Consider the following 18638-nt stretch of genomic DNA (forward strand, 5'->3'; position numbering starts at 1 on the left):
ATTTAGCTTGCGTTAATGATCGAACAGTAAGATAAATAATGCGTTTAATGGCTAAGAATAATTTGTATCCAAACATACCCAATGATAGAATGTGCCGCCGCATAAATCTGCGGTGGAAATTAACGACGTTTATACCGGTACCAATGCATATATTCACGATTAATTTAAATAAAAGCATAAACAGAGTAGCGGGTAAGCAAAACAATATGTGATTTGGTCGCAAAATCACATTCACATTTTACTTGGAGACAATTATGTCTGATGCAATTTTTACTTTGGACGCAGAAGTCCGTACTGATTTAGGGAAAGGTGCGAGCCGCCGCCTACGTCATACAGGAAAGGTACCTGCGATCATTTATGGTGCTGGCAAAGAGCCTGTAGCACTTACACTTGAACACAACAAAGTTATTCAAGCACAAGAGTTTGAAGCTTTTTATTCTCACGTACTGACTATCAATATCGACGGCAAGCCTGTTGAAGCGTTAGTAAAAGATATGCAACGTCACCCGTTTAAACCAAAAGTAACACACATTGATTTTCAACGTATTGTTGCAGGTGAAAAACTTCACACTAATGTACCCGTGCATTTTATTAACGAAGATGCATGTAAAGGTATTAAGTTAGAAGGCGGTCACGCTGAACATCACGTGAATGATATTGAAGTCACATGTTTACCAAAAGACTTACCTGAGTTTATCGAAGTAGACTTAGCTGAGGTTGCTTTAGGCCAAACGCTTCACCTTTCTGACATCACCTTGCCTAGTGGCGTTGAGTCTGTAGAGCTTTCTAAAGGCGAAGACCATGACCTAGCGGTTGTAACGGTTAAAGCAGCTAAAGGCGGCGCAGCAGAAAGCGACGACGAAGCTGATGCAGAGGGTACTGAGGACTAATCAGTGTCGACTTTGCAGTTGATTGTGGGTCTGGGTAATCCAGGCCCCGAATATAAAGATACGAGGCACAACGCGGGTGCCATTTTTGTAGAAAACTTAGCCTCACGCTTCAACGTACCAATGAAGTTCGACGCTAAGTTTTTTGGTTTTACTGGCCGCTTTACTTTGCATGGTCAAGATATTCGACTGCTTATTCCTACGACCTATATGAATAAAAGTGGTCAAGCCGTAGGGGCAATGTGTCGTTTTTATAAAATTCCCAAAGAGTCGATACTGGTCGCCTTTGATGAATTAGACTTTGAGCCTGGCGTAGCTAAATTTAAAATAGGCGGCAGCTCTAGTCAGAACGGTATTAGAGATATTGTAAAATCTTTAGCGAATGAAAAAGACTTTCTTCGATTACGCATTGGTATTGGCCATCCTGGGCATAAATCAAAAGTCACAGGGCATGTATTAAGCAAAGCACCAGTCAAAGAACACGAAAACATACTCGCCGCCATCGATGAAGCCATGCGGTGCGTAGAAATACTTTTAACACAAGATTTAGTGAAAGCGCAGCAGCGCTTACATTCATTTAAAGCAGAATACAATATATAGGGTCCAAACATGGGATTTAAATGTGGCATTGTCGGCCTTCCTAACGTCGGTAAATCAACTCTTTTTAATGCACTTACAAAAGCGGGCATTGAAGCAGCTAACTTTCCATTTTGTACCATCGAACCCAATACAGGTGTCGTTCCCGTACCGGACACTCGTTTAGATAAACTTTCGGCTATTGTAAATCCGCAAAAAGTAATACCAACGTCAATGGAGTTTGTTGATATTGCAGGATTAGTCGCCGGCGCATCAAAAGGCGAAGGTCTAGGGAATAAGTTCTTAGCGAATATCCGCGAGACAGACGCTATCGGGCATGTTGTGCGTTGCTTTGATGACCCGAATATTGTACACGTTGCTGGTAAGGTTAACCCTGCCGAAGACATTGACGTAATAAACACCGAGCTTGCGTTAGCCGATTTAGAAACTACCGAAAAAGCGATGATACGTGTAGGTAAACGCGCAAAAGGCGGCGATGCCGAGGCTAAGTTTGAATTAAAAGTATTAGAGAAGCTTTTGCCGCACCTTAACGAGGGAGGTCTACTTCGCGCAGTTGACCTGACAAAAGAAGAACATGCAGCCATCAGCTACATGAACTTTTTAACCCTTAAACCAACAATGTATGTTGCCAACGTTAACGAAGAAGGCTTTGAAAACAATCCTTATCTCGACCAAGTAAAAGCCATTGCAGCGGCTGAAAATGCCGTGGTCGTTAGCGTTTGTGCAGCAATAGAATCAGACATTGCAGAATTAGACGAAGAAGACAAAGCTGACTTTATGGAAGAGCTTGGCTTAGAAGAGCCGGGCCTAAATAGAGTTATCCGTGCAGGTTACGAGTTACTAACCCTGCAAACCTATTTTACTGCTGGCGTTAAAGAAGTGCGTGCTTGGACCTACCCTACTGGTGCAACTGCGCCTCAAGCAGCAGGAAAAATACATACAGATTTCGAAAAAGGCTTCATCCGAGCTGAAATCGTAGGTTATGACGATTACATTGAGTTTAACGGAGAGCAAGGCGCAAAAGACGCCGGAAAATGGCGTTTAGAAGGTAAAGAATATATCGTTAAAGATGGCGATGTGATTCATTTTAGGTTCAATGTATAAACCATTATAGTTTTCCGTTAGATAAAACATTAAGAAAAATATGTAGTAAAACAAAAAGTGTTAAAGCTTTAGTTGCGCTACATATGCTTCTAGACTAATTTCATTGTTCTCAGCAGGTAAGTGAGGGAGATGGTCTGAGCTAATACATGTTAGACCTTGAATGCGGTCTAAGCGAAACTCTCGATAATCATTCCGCATAAAACACCATGCAACAAGTGTCCATGTTTTCCCCCAATGTACTAAGCCGAGCGGAATAACCATGCGTGTAGATTGTGTTGTATCAGCCCTCTCATATACCATGTTAAGCCCACACTTATTCGCAATTGCCTCACGTATTACAATGGAGTGCTGCGCAGAAATCGACTCTATGTAGTATTCTGGTATCAGCACAGTATGCTGCATTCGTGTTTGTTTTAATCGCTCAGGAAGCACAGCCTCAATTTTAACCCGAGCTTGTTCTGCAGCGATAGCTAAGGCCTTGTCCGTCCACCCTTTAACCATCTTCAAACCTAATTGAATCGCTAAAAGCTCTTCCGACGTAAACATGATGGGCGGTATATCTGCACCTGATTTCAGCATATAGCCCACACCGGCTTCTCCCTCAATAGGTAAACCCGTATCAATAAGTAACTGAATATCTCGGTAAACCGTTCGCTCAGATATTTCTAGCGTCTCGGCAAGTTGGCGCGCTGTGATCACAGTGCGCCTTCCTTTTAAAAGAGAAATTAATGTTAATAGGCGGTCAGCTTTAGCCACAATTTTCCATTTCACTGAATGGAGAATCAAGCAAAACATCTGCATGCAACATGCTCGTTGAGCTTTCATCTATCAATGACATAAGCATCTGACAGCAAGGTAAGGTCATAAATTTTTCTTGCGCATTTTTTGCCGCAAGCGCGTTTTCCCAATAAACAATATCTAACCACTGCTTTGACTCCTTTTGAAAACAAAGCGATCGATAAACAAATCCGTCAAAATGCTTAATTTCCTGCATCACTTTGTCATTCGCCTCGATGACTTGCGCTTGAGTAACCCCTTCTTTGGACGTAAAAGTAACAAGTTCTAATGTTTGCATTGTGTAATCCTTATTTAATTATATAACACTTCTGTTGTTTCAGAAGTGAGTATTATTAAATAGGCCTCCTGACAACCAATGTCAGGAGTAGCATCGTGGACAACATATTTTCAATATTTCTAACATCTAGTATAAAAATTAACACCTTTATTTTTGCTGTCATCGTCTACACTTATTTGCGCTTGTAAGCACTTTGGCCTAACAACGCATCTAACTTGGAGTTTTGATATGAACCTCTCTATTTTGTCAACGGGGCTTGTAGTAACGACACTTACTATTTTGCCTAACGCTACAACACTTGCCGCATCTGATACCTTAGCTTGTACACTGACCGAAAATACTTGTGACCAGATTTTATCCGCGCAAGAAGACCAATTCCTAGTATTAATGAATCAAGAGCTTGCAGGTGCACGTATATGCTTAGCTGCGGGCCGTTATAAAGGCTTGTATGTCTATAATGTTCAAGGTAGTGCAGAAGAACCTGTCACAATAACGAATTGTGGCGGCAAAGTAACACTCGATGGTAAAAGTGAAACTGGCAGTGGTGCAGGTATCATGAACTCTCGTTACATTCGACTAACCGGTAGCGGCGTTGACAACATCGAATACGGAATACGTATTATAGATTCAGGCGCACATGGCGTGAATGCAGATTTAGGCACACGAGACTTTGACGTAGACCGAGTTGAAGTTTCTGGTGGATATTCAGGTATTTCAGTAAGAACTTACCCACAATGTGACGGAAGCTTTACCCGAGAAAACTGGTCACTCGAAAATGTAAAAGTTAACAACAACTACGTGCATGACGTTAGCGGCGAAGGTTTATACATTGGGACGTCTCACTATCATATGTCCCCTACCCCCATATGCCCAGATTCAAACTATCTGGAGGCAGCAAGCAAAAATATTACTGTACATAACAACAAGATTGAGGATGTAGGGCGTGACGGTATACAAATCGGAGGCGGAATAGAAGGCGTTAATGTATTTAACAATACCATTGAACGCTATGCCTTATCAGGCGATTATGGTCACATCGGCGGCATTCAGATTAATCCTGGAACAGTCGGTAGTTTTCATTCCAATTGGATTGAAGCGTTAAGCGGCGATACCAAAGCAAACGCCATACAATATGCTGGAGGAGACGCAAGCGATGTTAATATATACAACAACGTTATGATCGGTGCTGAAACGGCCTTCTTATCATTAGGTAGAATGAGTAACCCTAATCATGAAGTAAGCGTAATAAACAACACCATTGTTAACTCATCAAAGCTATTTTATTTATTCTGTCCCGAAAGCACCATTGAAAATTTTACGTTTAAAAATAACATTTTTGCGGGTTACCAAACCATTGGCGATAATTACTGGGCAGACTATCAAAAAATTGTTGGGAACGACAAACTTGAAAACTGTTGGGTCAATGGACAAATTCCTTTTCCAACAAATAACGAAACAGATTACCACTTTTCCGCCAATCTATTTTTTGCTGATGCAAACAGCGCACAATTTATGCACTTAGACGACTACGATTTTCGTTTATCAGACGATTCACCGGCAATTAATGCGGGAGAAGACTATTCATGGCTAATAGAATACGACTATGTTGGTGAACCAAGAAATTCAGCATCAATCGATATGGGTGCTTACGCATATCAAGCGGAAGTGATATCCCTCACTTATAAAGTTAATTTTGAAGGTGAAGACTCCGAAGATGGATGGAATGCGCTACCGCTGACTTTTTATGATACGTCTGTTGTCTCAATATGGGATGAAACAGGCACTAGTAACATTGGCGTAGCAATAACATCGCATTTTTGTGGAGGAAAAAGCGCTTGGGGATATATAGTCACGCCAGAAGACCCGATCGTTATGCCAAACGACGTATTAAACTCTTTTTGGTATACCTGCTCAGATCAAGTAGGTGAAATCACGCTTTCTGGATTAGTCCCAAACACTCAATACACCTTGTCGCTTATTGGCAGCCGCTTAGCTAGTGATACTCGGATTACCCGATACAGCGTAAATCAACACCAACAAGACATTGTCGTTTCAAATAATAACGACACTGTTGCAGTTTTTGAAGATATGAGTTCACATGATGGTGTTATTAAAATAACCGTAGAGAATCAAGACAATGATAGCGGCAACGCATATGGCTATATCAACGGTTTAGTTATTCATTCAACAGTCGAATAATCATATAGAAATAGGCGTTTAAAGGGTTGAGGTCACACTCAACCCTTTCTGTTTCAGGCCAGAAAATAAATATGAAACTTTAGTTAAATTTTTACATTTAGGTGAACTAGAACAACATTAATGCGTATGCTCATGAAATAAATTAAAAAGTATTCGGGTCGAATACGACATGTACACAGTTAATTCTTAATATGAGCAAAGTAATTTCTTTATTACCGGGTGAACAACCCATGCCCAAAGCACCAAAAATAGCGATTGATGATGCGCTTAACTGCATTCCACAACATTACCTTACTTACCAACATGATGTAAGTTCGGTGCAGCACATTGCATCTTTTTTAGATTTTGATCCCGCCTACTTATTTTTTGTCGATCAAGACAACGCTGGTATCTTTATTCAGATAGGTATTATTGGCGCAGACAACTACACGCCATACAACGAACAAGAACCAAAAATTGTCTATGGGAGAAAATGGCGCATAGAATCCAATCAGCCGTCATCAGAAGTCATTCAAACGGCATTTCTAGCAGTACAAAAAGCACGTGAACATGAAATTAGAGAGCTAATAAAGTGGCGCTATAATGACGTAGTTACCACGCCTTTTAGTTGCCATCATGACTTGCCATTGATGGCAATGTCAAAAAATACCCACGTAGAAAGTCAACACGAAGCATTAAGCGAATGTGAACTCGAATCGCTATTGTTTCAAATTCGGTATGACTTCGCTTGTTTTCGTCTAATAAACGTCGTTACATTATCAAATGGAGAGTCGATTGTAGAGGTGAAACTAACACCCGCCAAAAACAGCCATTTGCCCGAACTTATCAAACCAATACAACTAAACGTAATGTGCGAATCATTATCTGTAGACAACTTTTTGTATGCGCTGGTAGATAGCATAATTTCATTGAGTAATAAGATGGTAGAAGAAAACTTTACGTTCAAAGGTTTTCCAAGATTCTCTCGCGCTAACAGCATAGTGTCGATTGCAGAGCTATCAGCGAAAACGCGACATTTAGGGCATATGTCGATGATAGATGGCTTTGAAAACACGCTGACAATGGCAAATTATGAAACAGATTTAGCGCGCGTACCTGCCATGCCTAACGGCGTACTTGGCGATAAAATTAAGTCACAAATGTCTGCCTTTAAAATCACCAAGGGCATCATGCCACTTACAGACAAAACCTAAGCTGTATAGATATTATGCACTCAATTCGAGGGCTTGCAAAAAAGAGTTGACGCCTCCCATTCATATCAGCATAATACGCGCCACTCTGGAAACACAGATAATTATGGCTACGTAGCTCAGCTGGTTAGAGCACATCACTCATAATGATGGGGTCGCAGGTTCGAGTCCCGCCGTAGCCACCATTTGTTATGTGATAAAGAGTAAAATGCGGAAGTGGTGGAATTGGTAGACACGCTGGATTTAGGTTCCAGTGCTTCACGGCGTGAGAGTTCAAGTCTCTCCTTCCGCACCAAAAGTTGGGGTATAGCCAAGTTGGTAAGGCAGCGGGTTTTGATCCCGCCATTCGTAGGTTCGAGTCCTGCTACCCCAGCCACTTTTGGATTTCTAATACTGTCGTCTTATATGACCTCAACTGGGGTATAGCCAAGTTGGTAAGGCAGCGGGTTTTGATCCCGCCATTCGTAGGTTCGAGTCCTGCTACCCCAGCCATTTTCATTCTCTTTTTTTGCTGTCATACCAAGGCAAAGACAAACTTTACTGCCTAAATAAGTTCAACTATCCGTTCATTAATACAGCAATCTTTCACCTACATTTCACTGCGGCTATCTGTATTTTACTGGTTTTAATTAGAGTGAAAAAATGTCGTTAACACCTAAAATAACGCCTTTCATCCGAATATAACGCCATTTGGCATTTATTTACCGATCCAACTTCTTTGTTTGCCACACTCAGCACAGATAAATACAAAGAGGAATTATTATGAAACGATTAGTGAGTTTGTTACTTATTTTCTGTTGTCAATTTACGCTGACAGCGGCTGAGCATAAATTGGCAGGAGATTGGGTCGGTAAAATAACAACGCCAATGGGAGAACTCCGTTTAGTTTTCCATTTACAACATGACGGACAAGAGTGGAAAGCTTGGTTTGACAGCCCTGACCAAGGCGTGAATGGTATTCTAGCGAATATAATTACATTAAATGAGGAAAATATTAAAACAGAAACACCGCAAATAGGCGCCACTTTTCAAGCCACGCTAATAAACGCTAAGCTCAGTGCGACGTGGAGTCAAGCTGGGATAGCTAACACCATGGAAATGTTGCAAATGGAAGCACCACTGGCAGGACCAAACCGACCGCAAACGCCCAAAGCGCCTTATAAATATGCCATAGAAGAAGTCTCCTTTATTAACGAAAACGCCGCAATAAAACTTGTGGGTACATTAACCAAGCCCCAAACAGGCGATATCAAAGGGAAGATCTTATTGGTATCGGGCTCGGGCCCACAAGACCGTGACTCTGATATCTTAGGCCATAAATTCTTTCATGTCATTGCTGACTACTTAACTAATCAGGGCTTCGCTGTTTTGCGTTACGACGAACGCGGTGTTGGCCAGTCTGGCGGGGACTTTTCACAAGCACATTTTCAAGATTTGCAGCTAGATACAGAAGCTGCAATAACGTTCTTAAATAACCATGCTGAACTCAAAGATTTGCCATTGGGACTCATAGGCCACAGCGAAGGAGGGTTTATGGTCGGCAAGCTTGCGAGTGAACTACCTCTAATTGATTTTATTGTTATGATGGCCGCTCCTGGTATAGATGGCGATAAATTATTTTTAGAGCAAACAGCCGCAATATTAAGCGCAGAAGGTTATTCTAAATCATATATCGATGAACGCATGGGTATTCAGCGACGTGCTGTAAAACTACTGTTAACATCTCCCCCTAATATAGATCTAATTAATCAAATTAAGGGCCTAGCAAAAGAAATGTTATCTTTGGAAGTTGGACACAACGAAATTACGGATGAAGCGATTAAGAATGTTGTCGCTATGCTTGCAAGCAATACAATAAGAGACATTATTAAATTTGAACCAGAACATGCCTATAAAAACATTAACGTTCCAACGTTAGCATTATATGCTGAATTAGATTTACAGGTTTTAGCTGATAGTAATATGACAGGCATTGAAAAGATATTTAGTAAAAAACCCAAACTACTAACCGCTAAAAAATACAAACAATTTAACCATTTATTTCAACCGACCGAGACAGGACGACCGTCTGAGTACGCTATGATTTCGCAAACCATCTCGCCTATTGTATTGCAAGACATATCCAATTGGTTAGACAAGATTTTGATAGCCGGTTCAGTCCAAAAATGAGTGATTATGCATGACCGATGCATCTTAATGTTACTTTAGGTAATCATTGCAAATTTTTCATTGTTTTTTCGCCATTAATTTTCATGGAGTTTTTAATGAAAATCGACTTTTATCCAAAAAATAAGACATTCTGGCGTTACAACATTGTTTGCTGGGGCATTGTCTTTGTCGCACTATTATTGCAAACAATTGTGTTTGCACAAGATCCATTGCAGTTAACCGTGGAAATAATTGCAGGCTTAATCTTTATCGTATTAGGCGTGCACGCAGGCTTTTTATTTCGCTTTATCTTTAGTAAAAAAGATATCCAAAATAATAGGATAGGCAGCCTGATTTTAATTGGTTTTACCTTAGCAACAACAAGTTCCATCATTATCGGGTTAATCTTAGGTGGGTTTGGTTATCTAAGTTACAGCCAATTACTCCCAGAGACCTATGACGAGGTAAGAGGGAAATATGATGGTTTACAGTTTCTTTTATTAATAGCAACTCGTAATGCAGTAACCATGTTTTTCTATCTTACCGTTTGGCATTTTATTTATATTGCAGTCACGGTTCATCGTCGCACATTAAAGGCTGAACTGGCCTCTTTGCAACTAAAAAATAGCCTTAAAGAAACCCAATTAAACAGCTTAACAGGACAGTTAAACCCGCATTTTCTATTTAATGCAATGAATAATATTCGTTTTAGTATTAGAAAAAATGCTGATAAAGCGGAGGAAATGTTGTTGAATCTCTCTGATATTTTACGCTATTCGTTAGATGCAACAAAACACAATAAAACTATGTTGATTCAAGAACTTGATATTACTAAACGATATCTAGCACTCGTTAAGTTGCAACTACGTGATCGGTTAAATTTTAATTTAAATGTCGCACAAGAATCAGAGGCAAGTTTAGTCCCCCCTTTGATTTTACAGACCTTAGTCGAAAATGCCATTAAACACGGCATAGAACAACTAGCGGAGGGTGGCTCACTAACCGTCGATATTAGATTGGTTGACGTCCGAGTTCACATCCTCATTGTTAATGATATGCCATTGATAAAGAGCAAGTTGACACAAGGAAGCACGGGCTTAGGGCTTGAAAACGTAAGAACCCGTTTAAAACTGCTGTATGGCAACGACGCAAGTTTTACGGTGAATAAACGAGAAAAACTATTTATGGCTGAATTAACATTACCTCTTGAGCGAAAGGAGCTCCGCCAATGAAAGCAATTGTCATTGAAGACTCTGCACTTGCACGTGAAGGATTAATCGAATTATTAAGCGAATTTCCCTCTGTTGAATTAGTTGGTGACGCAGCGGATGCAAAAAATGGGCTAACAATAATTGAGGCAGAGAAACCTGACGTGTTATTTCTTGATATTCACTTACCGGGTGATAGCGGTTTTGATTTGTTGTCTCAGCTTTCGAGCGAACCCAAAATAATTTTTACTACCGCGTATTCTGAATATGCCATTCAGTCTTTCGATTTTGACACCATCGACTATTTATTAAAACCCATTAGTAAAGAAAGACTGACGGTCGCTGTCAACAAAGCGTTAAAAGCGATAGAAAAACAAAAAAATGAAGAGTTAGCGCGTAAAACCGACAAGCTTGCGGAAGATCATCGTTTGTTTGTGAAAGATGGGGATGACTGTTTTTTAGTGGCCCTATCAGATATTCGTTATATTGAAAGTTGTAAAAATCATGTCAGATTATTCTTCAATCAAGATAAAGCATTTCTGCGTAAGTCAATGTCGACAATAGAAGCTCGCTTACCTGAAAGATTATTTTTCCGAGCCAATCGGCAATTTATCATCAATTTAAAACATATCATAAATATCGAAGAGTGGGTCAATGATGGTTTTAGGGTAACGTTGTCTGACGGGGCTGAAATTGACATTTCTCGACGCCATGCCACAAGGCTAAAAGAATCATTAAGTCTTTAAAATAATTATAGGTATAAAAATGCTAGATGCCTTGTTTAGTTTAGCACTCTTTAGTCAACTCTGTTTAATGAGCATAGTGATACCAAAGAAGGTAATTAAACTGGCACATGCAGATAAATTCTCTCTAAGTTTGAAGCACTATAAAATTGCCAACATGGTTACGATAATTTTAACGATAACTTTGACCATTTTATTGCTGTTTTTGAAGGCGGATTTAACAGGATAGGAATAGAACCTATTGACCTATATGGTGTCGCAACTTGTTTCCCATCCCAGGCTCTGCTTATTAATATCTGTAGCAAAGGGGCTCTTGCCTTTGCTATTATTCAACAGCCTTGTAATTCACACTACACCTATTTTACATCCTGTGGTATTTTGTTTTAGTGTTAATGGTACACCTCACTCGGGCTTGTTGACCTTAGCAAACACATACCCCTTATAAAAATAATAATAACAGGAATTTTCCGTGATAAATGATGTAGTTGCCTTTGTAAATAATATTCTTTGGGGTCAAGGACAAGTATTGATTTATATGCTCTTAATTTGTGGCATATGGTTTACCGTTAAACTCAAATTTGTCCAACTGCTTGATTTTAAGCATATGTTTAGTTTGCTTAAGAACAGTAAAGAAGACGACGAAGCAGGTATCAGCTCATTCCAAGCCCTATGCACAAGTTTATCTGCTCGCGTAGGCACCGGTAATTTAGCCGGCGTTGCAGTTGCTATATCCTTAGGGGGCGCAGGCGCTATTTTTTGGATGTGGGTCATTGCGTTTTTAGGGATGGCGACCGGCTATGCCGAAAGCGTACTAGGGCAAACCTATAAAATACGAGATGCTAATGGCCAATACCGTGGTGGTCCTGCATATTACATAAAACAAGGCTTAAAAAACTCTTGGTTTTCTATTCTTTTCGCGCTTTGTTTATTTTTCGGCTATGGCTTCGTATTTAGCGCAGTTCAAGCGAACACAATTACCGATGCAATTAACAATAGTTATGGCATACCCACCCACTACACCGGTATTGTCATTGCCGTCGTTGCTGGGCTTATCGTTATTGGCGGCCTGCGCGCCATTGCGAAGTTTGCAGAATGGGTGGTGCCTTTTATGGGGATTGCCTATGTACTCGTCGCTCTCACCATCACAATCATCAATATTCAGTTGTTACCTGGTGTACTATCAGACATTTTTATGTCGGCGTTTGGTTTACAGGAAGCGGCGGCAGGCGCATTCGCCGCCGCGGTTAAAAATGGTATTCAACGCGGTTTATATTCTAATGAGGCGGGTTCAGGTAGTGTGCCCCAAGCCGCTGCTAGTGCGTCTCCTGCGCCTAATCACCCAGTATCTCAAGGCTATATCCAAATGCTAGGTGTGTTCTTCGACACAATGATTCTGTGTACTGCAACAGCCTTCATTATCCTATTGGGTACAGACACTTCAATTGGCGAAATGCAAGGGATTCAGCTAACGCAACTCGCGATGGAAAATCACTTAGGCAGCATGGGCGCTGATTTTGTGGCCGCAGCCATCGGCTTTTTTGCCTTTACGTCAGTCGTCGCGAATTACGCATATGGTGAGAGTAACCTGCATTTATTTAAACTTGATAACAAAGTTGGAAAATCAGTGTTTACTGCAGGCTATTTAATGATGATTGTATGGGGCTCAATGGCGGAACTTCCCGTGGTATGGGCGATGGCCGACATGGCCTTGGGTTTGATGACAGTAGTAAATGTTATTGCCATTCTATTGCTAACCCCTACCGTGATAGCCGTCACTAAAGATTATCAAGAAAAACGCAAAGCACAAAAAACAATTACTTTCGATGAAAATGACTGTGAGATCCAAGGAGAATTAGAAGAGACGATTTGGAAAGGCAAGGTGTAAGTCAAACAACCAAGTATGGAAGCGTGATGGATGACCACTATCATGAGTGAAATGACGCCCGGTTTCATTGTATGTAATAAACTACATTTTCTTAGTGATCGGCTAATTTAACTTCAACAACTTTTGTTGTTGAAGCTTTAAATAAGGTAAGTACTCGTTTATTTTATCTAAACATTTGACCTCTGCGAGGGCAACTTTTTTCATATCCTGAAGCAATACTGTTTCAGCCTTTTCACATTTTTCCCTAAATGAATTATATGCATTGAGTCCGTCACGTAAAATTTCGACGCCATCTACAAACTTAATTACCATACCTTGTTTAAATGCATTGCAACTTTTAATGGGATACGTTTTTATATAGTCATCACGGTTGCTATAGCTAATAGTATTACAATGTGACTCCATCAGCTTTTTAATAACTTGCTTCCCCCAATGTCTAACTACTGATTCGGAGTAATCTTCTGAATATATTATTGACATGTTTGATTGTTTAAACCACGACGCAATTTCTACATGATTGTTCAGCTCACTGCTCCTGCTAAATTTTTCAAACGCGTTGGATACCCACTTTGATCCTGTCAGCTGACTCAATGCATCAAAGTAATCCTGTTGGTTATATGTTCAATCTTCAAGGTTGGCACTAAAAATATGCTTCCAAACATCAAAAATAGATTTATTCTCATCGTTCTTTTTCACAGCGACATGACTTGCCAAGCCCATAACTGCTCCACAAGTATAATAGTTGCGGTAGCGCCAAAGCTTCGCTGATTGCTCCAACGATTCTTCACCTTTGTTTAAAACACAACTATTTACAGCGTTCTCAAATTTTTGAACCACCTGCCCCGGACTTATCAATCCGAATTCCAACATGGCAAAATTAGCGAATGTGTCAGCCCCTCCCTCATGCATCCAGGCATGTTCTTGTTCTTCGTTAGAGAACATTTGTCCATTCCAAAAATGAGCAGATTCATGCGCTAAAAAATGAAACAACTTATTAAATTGCGTTACATTTTCAGACTGCCAACGTTGACCATTAATCGTCAGTTGCACTAACCCATCCAATGTTCCACCACTATAATTTGAGTAATCGCCATTCACCTGATCATAGTTAAAAAATACAACCGGTTTGAAGCTCAATGATTGCCCAGTTTTGGACGTGTAAAAATCAAAAAGTTTTGGAAAATATGTCTTAGTATTTTGCCAAACCCATTTAGGTAAGGAGGGATCTACAATGGCAATCATATTTTCATTTTCAATGGGTTTTATGTTACCGAAATATATATAAGTACCCTGGCCTTCTGAGAGCCAATCTGCCTCACCTTTATAGCTTTTTCCGAGAAAAGTAATATGTTGTTCAGGACTATAGAAATGGAATACTGTGCCCCTAAATGATAGACCAATAGGGCTAACAGTTTCATTTTCAATTATATTGGGGCCTAGCGTAAAATGATTGGTATACAGCAACACACTGCCATCTGTATATTTAATATTGTGAGTATAATCTTTTTGAATAACGTCATAGTAAGAAGAAAAGTTAATCGTTAGCGAATTAAATTTACTGCCATCCACACTTCTGATCAGCAGCACATCTCCGTTTTTGTCCCACATGAATTTTGACTCATCTATTTTATATAATTCCCTTCGGTCAAAATTACTACGTCTATTAAATGCGATATGATCTACCTGAAAAGGTAATGCATATCGAACTTTCCATGCATCTGAATCCTGCTGATAATGTACATGAATATGCAACTGATAATCGTTGACAGATGCGGCAGCACTAGCAGCTAAAAAGGGTACCAAACTCCAAAAAAGCACATACATTAGTTTATGCTTGTTCCCCATTATTACTTCCTTTTAATGTCAACTTAACTAATTGATATCATAATAGATTATTTAGCAAGATAATTTCAACTTTCAACACTTCACCCGAAGATATTCACGCTTGAAAAAGAATACGATAAACACTCTCAAGTTGAGTATCCATATAATTCAAATCAAGATAAGTCAAATCAAGCGCAGCTTGATAGCTTACATTGCTTAGTATATTTGGCTCTATCCCCTTAAACCAATTTACTCTACAAAATAAAATATATTGACATTACAAAAATATCCTCTACATTGTAGTTATTAATTCTAAATATCATCATTGACTAAATTTTAGGTAAGGCATGTCAGATAAAGAAAAATTCTTGGGTGAGTTTGAACAGTTTGTTTTGCTATCAATTTTAAAATTAGGCGAAAACGCTTATGGCAGCGCTATTCGTATACTATTAGCTGAGGCGGTAAGCAGGGATGTAACCATAGGTGCATTATATACCACCCTTGAACGACTCGAGAAAAAAGGCCTTCTTACTAGCAAAATGGGCGAAGTAACGCCAGAGCGAGGTGGCAGAGCAAAGAAGTACTTTACGCTTACTGCACAGGGCAATCGGGCACTCAAACGCAGTAAAGATGCACTTACCAATATGTGGCAAGGCTTGAGCATATGCAATCAGCATGGAGTTAGTAGCCGATGAATTCAGTCAATCCAATCAGACGAGTAGGTCCTCCTAAATTAATTGAAAAATTTTTACATTGGAGTTTACCTCCAGAACTGAAAGACCCTGTATTAGGAGATTTAGCAGAAGAATACCTGCAGCTAGTAGCCATCCAACCATTAAAGGCTAATTATTGGTACACACGCCAAGCAATGTGCACCAGTTTGCAATTTTTAACCAAAACCAAAAGGGGTTTGATTATGTTTTTACTCGGAATTTTAGTATTCATTGGGATATCACTTTTAGCAATGATTCTAGGGGGTGAAATAAGCATGTATAGCAACGTCCCCTCATTTCTAATGGTTATTCCTCCTGCATTAATAATTACCATAGCGGCTACGTCAAAAGAGTCACGAAAAAATGCTTTTGCATTGCTAATAAATGAAGACTTGTCTCTTGTGAAAATCGAACTAAGAGCGGCAAAACATGTTTTCTTAACGTTTGGGAATTTGTCCTTACTGATGGGTTGGATAGGCGTACTAATAGGCGCTATTGCTATGGCCTCAAATATCGATGATCTATCTTACTTTGGTCCAGCCTTTGCTGTTTGTATTTTAACAATTTTTTATGGTTTTTTTATTAAAGGCTTATGTTACGCCGCAGAATCAAAAATCCAGTTTAAAATTATTAGTCAGGGCGAATAAGCCCTGATAGATCTAGATAATATTTTCTAAACGTGTGGTTGAATGTCGCTCACACGCCGAGGGTAACTCGTTAGAGTAGACCTAAATAGTTGAAGAAAGCACTAAAATTAGTGCCCCTCTCAAGCAAGTGAAACACTCACAGGGCAGTGATCCGAACCATAGATATCATTGTGAATATCAGCATTTGCGATACTGTCTTTTAACTGTGGTGATACCAAAAAGTAATCAATTCTCCAGCCTACGTTGCGCTCTCGCGCGCCTGCGCGATAGCTCCACCACGTATATTTAGCCTCCTCTGGATGCAACATGCGAAATGAGTCGATAAATCCTGCCTGAGTAAGGTTATCAATACCATCGATCTCTTCCTGCATGTAGCCGGCACTTTTATTATAATTAGGCTTAGGACGTGCCAAATCAATATCCTTGTGAGCCACATTTAAATCACCGCAAACTACAACAGGTTTAGTTTGTTCAAGTACTTTAAGATACTGCAAGAACGCTACGTCCCACTGTTGACGATAAGCCAAACGTTTCAACGCACTGCCCGAATTTGGTGTATATACAGTGACTAGGTAAAAGTTATCAAATTCTGCACACAGTACTCTACCTTCTTGATCGTGTTCTTCTATTTGAATGTCTCGGGTAACATTCAACGGTTTTTTGCGCGTAATAATCGCAGTGCCTGAATAGCCTTTTTTTACCGCAGAATTAGTAAAGATGTCATATCCTTGTAGGTCAACTAATGCCTCTAGTACTTGATCATCTTGCGCTTTGGTTTCTTGTAGACAAAGTACATCACAATCGAGTTGAGCAAACGACGCCAAAAAATCCTTTTTCATTACAGCCCTTACGCCATTTACGTTCCATGACACCATTTTCATTCTGTTTTCCCCTTTCATGACTCTTAAGTATTCAATAAATAATCTAATCATGAAAGGGTAGCAAATCAAACGCTAAACTACGACCAAGATCGAATACCAATCGTACGAAACATACCGAGACACGCAAGCAAATCGACACGCTATCAATTTATTGAGTGGTTGATATACTATTTAATCCGAATTCGGGAAATTTAAGCAATTTCTACATTCCATATAAAAATAACAATAAACCGGCAGGTAAAAATGAAAACCAAGACTTCCTACTTAAAGAGAACCTTAACAACTCTTTTAATCATAGCAACTACCTATACGATTGCCGCTTCTGCTAGCGCAGAAACAACGCAGGTTTATGCAGATGCTATGCTTGACGTTAACTCTGGCAAGCTGCTCAAGCGACCGTTAATTACCATTAAAGACGGTATCATTACCAACATCGACACAAAACAGTCAAGCGTACCGGAAGGCACCATTGATTTGTCAGGACACACTATAATGCCGGGCTTGATGGATATGCATGTGCACTTAACCTCTGACGCCGAACAACACGGGTACAAGCGACTTGCGTCTTCCCTACCCCGCGTAACGTTAACCGGCGTTAAACATGCCAAACGTACCTTAATGGCGGGCTTTACTACTGTACGAAATGTAGGTGCGCCAGGCTTTGCCGATGTCGCCCTGCGTGACGCAATTGCCGACGGCGATATTCTAGGCCCACGAATGTTTGTCGCTGGACGCTCGATAGGTGTTACTGGCGGGCATTGTGACAATAATTTATTGCCACACCTTTACAAAGTAAAATCAGGCGGTGTTGCAGATGGCCCTTGGGCAATGCGGGAAAAAGTCAGGGAGAACATTAAATATGGCGCAAATGTTATTAAATTTTGCGCCACAGGCGGTGTGTTGTCTAAGGGCACTAAAGTCGGTGTACAACAACTCGCTTTTGAAGAAATGCAAGCACTGATTGAAGAAGCGCATATGCGCGGACTTACCGTAGCCGCCCATGCTCACGGTACTGAGGGTATCCTCACCGCGATTAAAGCTGGGGTCGATTCAATTGAACATGCAAGTTTTCTCAATGATGAAGCAATAAAACTGGCGAAAAAAATGGGGACGTATTTTTCGATGGATGTATATGTGACTGAATACATTCTGGGCGAAGGTGAAAAAGCCGGGATACTGGAAGAAAGTTTGGCCAAAGAACGAACCGTGGGTAAAAAGCAACGAGATAACTTTCGCAAAGCGGTAAAAGCAGGCGTTAACATGGTATTTGGTAGTGACGCAGGGGTTTACCCACATGGTGACAACCCTAAGCAATTTTCACGTATGGTTAAATTTGGCATGACACCTTTGCAGGCCATTCAAGCGGCCACAATAAACCCAGCAAAATTATTAAAACAAAGCAAATCACTGGGCTCAATTGAGGTCGGGAAAATGGCTGATATTGTCGCAGTAAAAGGGAATCCACTGGACAATATCGAAATACTCGAAGACGTTAAATTTGTAATGAAACAAGGTGCCGTTTTCAAAGCCTTATAGC

Annotated in this window: 17 protein-coding genes and 4 tRNA genes; 16 read left to right on the plus strand and 5 right to left on the minus strand. The window is 40.2% G+C overall.

Going from position 1 to position 18638, the window contains the following annotated elements; genetic code table 11:
- The first annotated feature begins 254 nt into the window (after window positions 1–254).
- The 3 genes from QQK00_RS06715 to ychF are packed head-to-tail and all read left to right on the plus strand — an operon-like array spanning window position 255 to window position 2588.
- The gene (locus tag QQK00_RS06715; protein ID WP_284216712.1) at window positions 255–890 is read left to right on the plus strand and encodes a 50S ribosomal protein L25/general stress protein Ctc; all 636 of its coding nucleotides are present in this window, start codon (window positions 255–257) and stop codon (window positions 888–890) included.
- A 3-nt stretch (window positions 891–893) separates the two neighbouring features.
- The gene (gene pth / locus QQK00_RS06720) at window positions 894–1487 is read left to right on the plus strand and encodes an aminoacyl-tRNA hydrolase (RefSeq protein WP_284216713.1); all 594 of its coding nucleotides are present in this window, start codon (window positions 894–896) and stop codon (window positions 1485–1487) included.
- A 9-nt stretch (window positions 1488–1496) separates the two neighbouring features.
- Entirely contained in the window at window positions 1497–2588 is a 1092-nt protein-coding gene (gene ychF / locus QQK00_RS06725; protein ID WP_284216714.1) for a redox-regulated ATPase YchF, read from the plus strand.
- Window positions 2589–2648: 60 nt separating this feature from the next.
- On the opposite strand, the gene QQK00_RS06730 is transcribed toward ychF, so the two are convergent.
- Together QQK00_RS06730 and QQK00_RS06735 are read right to left on the minus strand one after the other, a co-directional pair.
- The gene (locus QQK00_RS06730; protein ID WP_348521141.1) at window positions 2649–3413 is read right to left on the minus strand and encodes a helix-turn-helix transcriptional regulator; all 765 of its coding nucleotides are present in this window, start codon (window positions 3411–3413) and stop codon (window positions 2649–2651) included.
- Window positions 3337–3663, minus strand: a complete 327-nt coding sequence (locus QQK00_RS06735) for a hypothetical protein (RefSeq protein WP_284216715.1) — start codon at window positions 3661–3663, stop codon at window positions 3337–3339. Before QQK00_RS06735 ends, QQK00_RS06730 begins: the two co-directional genes overlap by 77 nt.
- A 228-nt stretch (window positions 3664–3891) precedes the next feature.
- On the opposite strand from QQK00_RS06735, the gene QQK00_RS06740 reads away from it, so the two are divergent.
- From QQK00_RS06740 to QQK00_RS06785, 10 genes are all read left to right on the plus strand, one after another.
- Window positions 3892–5862, plus strand: coding sequence for a choice-of-anchor Q domain-containing protein (locus QQK00_RS06740; RefSeq protein WP_284216716.1), 1971 nt, complete (start codon window positions 3892–3894; stop codon window positions 5860–5862).
- Between the two features lie 191 nt (window positions 5863–6053).
- Window positions 6054–7055 (plus strand): hypothetical protein, encoded by a 1002-nt coding sequence (locus tag QQK00_RS06745; protein ID WP_284216717.1) that lies wholly within the window; start codon window positions 6054–6056, stop codon window positions 7053–7055.
- A 105-nt stretch (window positions 7056–7160) separates the two neighbouring features.
- Window positions 7161–7237: transfer RNA gene (locus QQK00_RS06750), tRNA-Met, on the plus strand.
- A gap of 25 nt (window positions 7238–7262) precedes the next feature.
- A tRNA-Leu gene (locus QQK00_RS06755) sits at window positions 7263–7347 on the plus strand.
- Window positions 7348–7352: 5 nt separating this feature from the next.
- Window positions 7353–7428, plus strand: a tRNA-Gln gene (locus QQK00_RS06760).
- A 40-nt stretch (window positions 7429–7468) separates the two neighbouring features.
- Window positions 7469–7544: transfer RNA gene (locus QQK00_RS06765), tRNA-Gln, on the plus strand.
- 270 nt (window positions 7545–7814) lie between these two features.
- Window positions 7815–9221, plus strand: coding sequence for an alpha/beta hydrolase (locus QQK00_RS06770; RefSeq protein ID WP_284216718.1), 1407 nt, complete (start codon window positions 7815–7817; stop codon window positions 9219–9221).
- Window positions 9222–9316: 95 nt separating this feature from the next.
- Window positions 9317–10432, plus strand: a complete 1116-nt coding sequence (locus tag QQK00_RS06775; RefSeq protein WP_284216719.1) for a sensor histidine kinase — start codon at window positions 9317–9319, stop codon at window positions 10430–10432.
- Entirely contained in the window at window positions 10429–11154 is a 726-nt protein-coding gene (locus tag QQK00_RS06780) for a LytR/AlgR family response regulator transcription factor (RefSeq protein ID WP_284216720.1), read from the plus strand. Before QQK00_RS06775 ends, QQK00_RS06780 begins: the two co-directional genes overlap by 4 nt.
- Before the next feature lie 466 nt (window positions 11155–11620).
- A complete protein-coding gene (locus QQK00_RS06785; RefSeq protein WP_284216721.1) occupies window positions 11621–13036 on the plus strand; it encodes an alanine/glycine:cation symporter family protein in 1416 nt (471 codons plus the stop codon).
- A 102-nt stretch (window positions 13037–13138) separates the two neighbouring features.
- Here QQK00_RS06785 and QQK00_RS06790 read toward each other — a convergent pair whose 3' ends face one another.
- Both QQK00_RS06790 and QQK00_RS06795 read right to left on the minus strand, forming a co-directional pair.
- The gene (locus tag QQK00_RS06790; RefSeq protein ID WP_284216722.1) at window positions 13139–13627 is read right to left on the minus strand and encodes a hypothetical protein; all 489 of its coding nucleotides are present in this window, start codon (window positions 13625–13627) and stop codon (window positions 13139–13141) included.
- A gap of 30 nt (window positions 13628–13657) precedes the next feature.
- The gene (locus tag QQK00_RS06795) at window positions 13658–14881 is read right to left on the minus strand and encodes a hypothetical protein (protein WP_284216723.1); all 1224 of its coding nucleotides are present in this window, start codon (window positions 14879–14881) and stop codon (window positions 13658–13660) included.
- Between the two features lie 326 nt (window positions 14882–15207).
- On the opposite strand from QQK00_RS06795, the gene QQK00_RS06800 reads away from it, so the two are divergent.
- Both QQK00_RS06800 and QQK00_RS06805 read left to right on the plus strand, forming a co-directional pair.
- Window positions 15208–15555, plus strand: coding sequence for a PadR family transcriptional regulator (locus QQK00_RS06800; RefSeq protein WP_284216724.1), 348 nt, complete (start codon window positions 15208–15210; stop codon window positions 15553–15555).
- Window positions 15552–16220: a hypothetical protein gene (locus tag QQK00_RS06805; RefSeq protein ID WP_284216725.1), complete on the plus strand. Its 669-nt coding sequence runs from the start codon at window positions 15552–15554 to the stop codon at window positions 16218–16220. The genes QQK00_RS06800 and QQK00_RS06805 overlap by 4 nt, the downstream gene beginning before the upstream one ends.
- Before the next feature lie 119 nt (window positions 16221–16339).
- Here QQK00_RS06805 and QQK00_RS06810 read toward each other — a convergent pair whose 3' ends face one another.
- Window positions 16340–17101 (minus strand): exodeoxyribonuclease III, encoded by a 762-nt coding sequence (locus QQK00_RS06810; protein WP_284216726.1) that lies wholly within the window; start codon window positions 17099–17101, stop codon window positions 16340–16342.
- 243 nt (window positions 17102–17344) lie between these two features.
- On the opposite strand from QQK00_RS06810, the gene QQK00_RS06815 reads away from it, so the two are divergent.
- Window positions 17345–18637: a Xaa-Pro dipeptidase gene (locus QQK00_RS06815; RefSeq protein WP_284216727.1), complete on the plus strand. Its 1293-nt coding sequence runs from the start codon at window positions 17345–17347 to the stop codon at window positions 18635–18637.
- The last annotated feature ends 1 nt before the right edge of the window (window position 18638 follow it).

It is taken from the genome of Agaribacter marinus (assembly GCF_030160655.1).
Lineage (GTDB): Bacteria > Pseudomonadota > Gammaproteobacteria > Enterobacterales > Alteromonadaceae > Glaciecola > Glaciecola marina.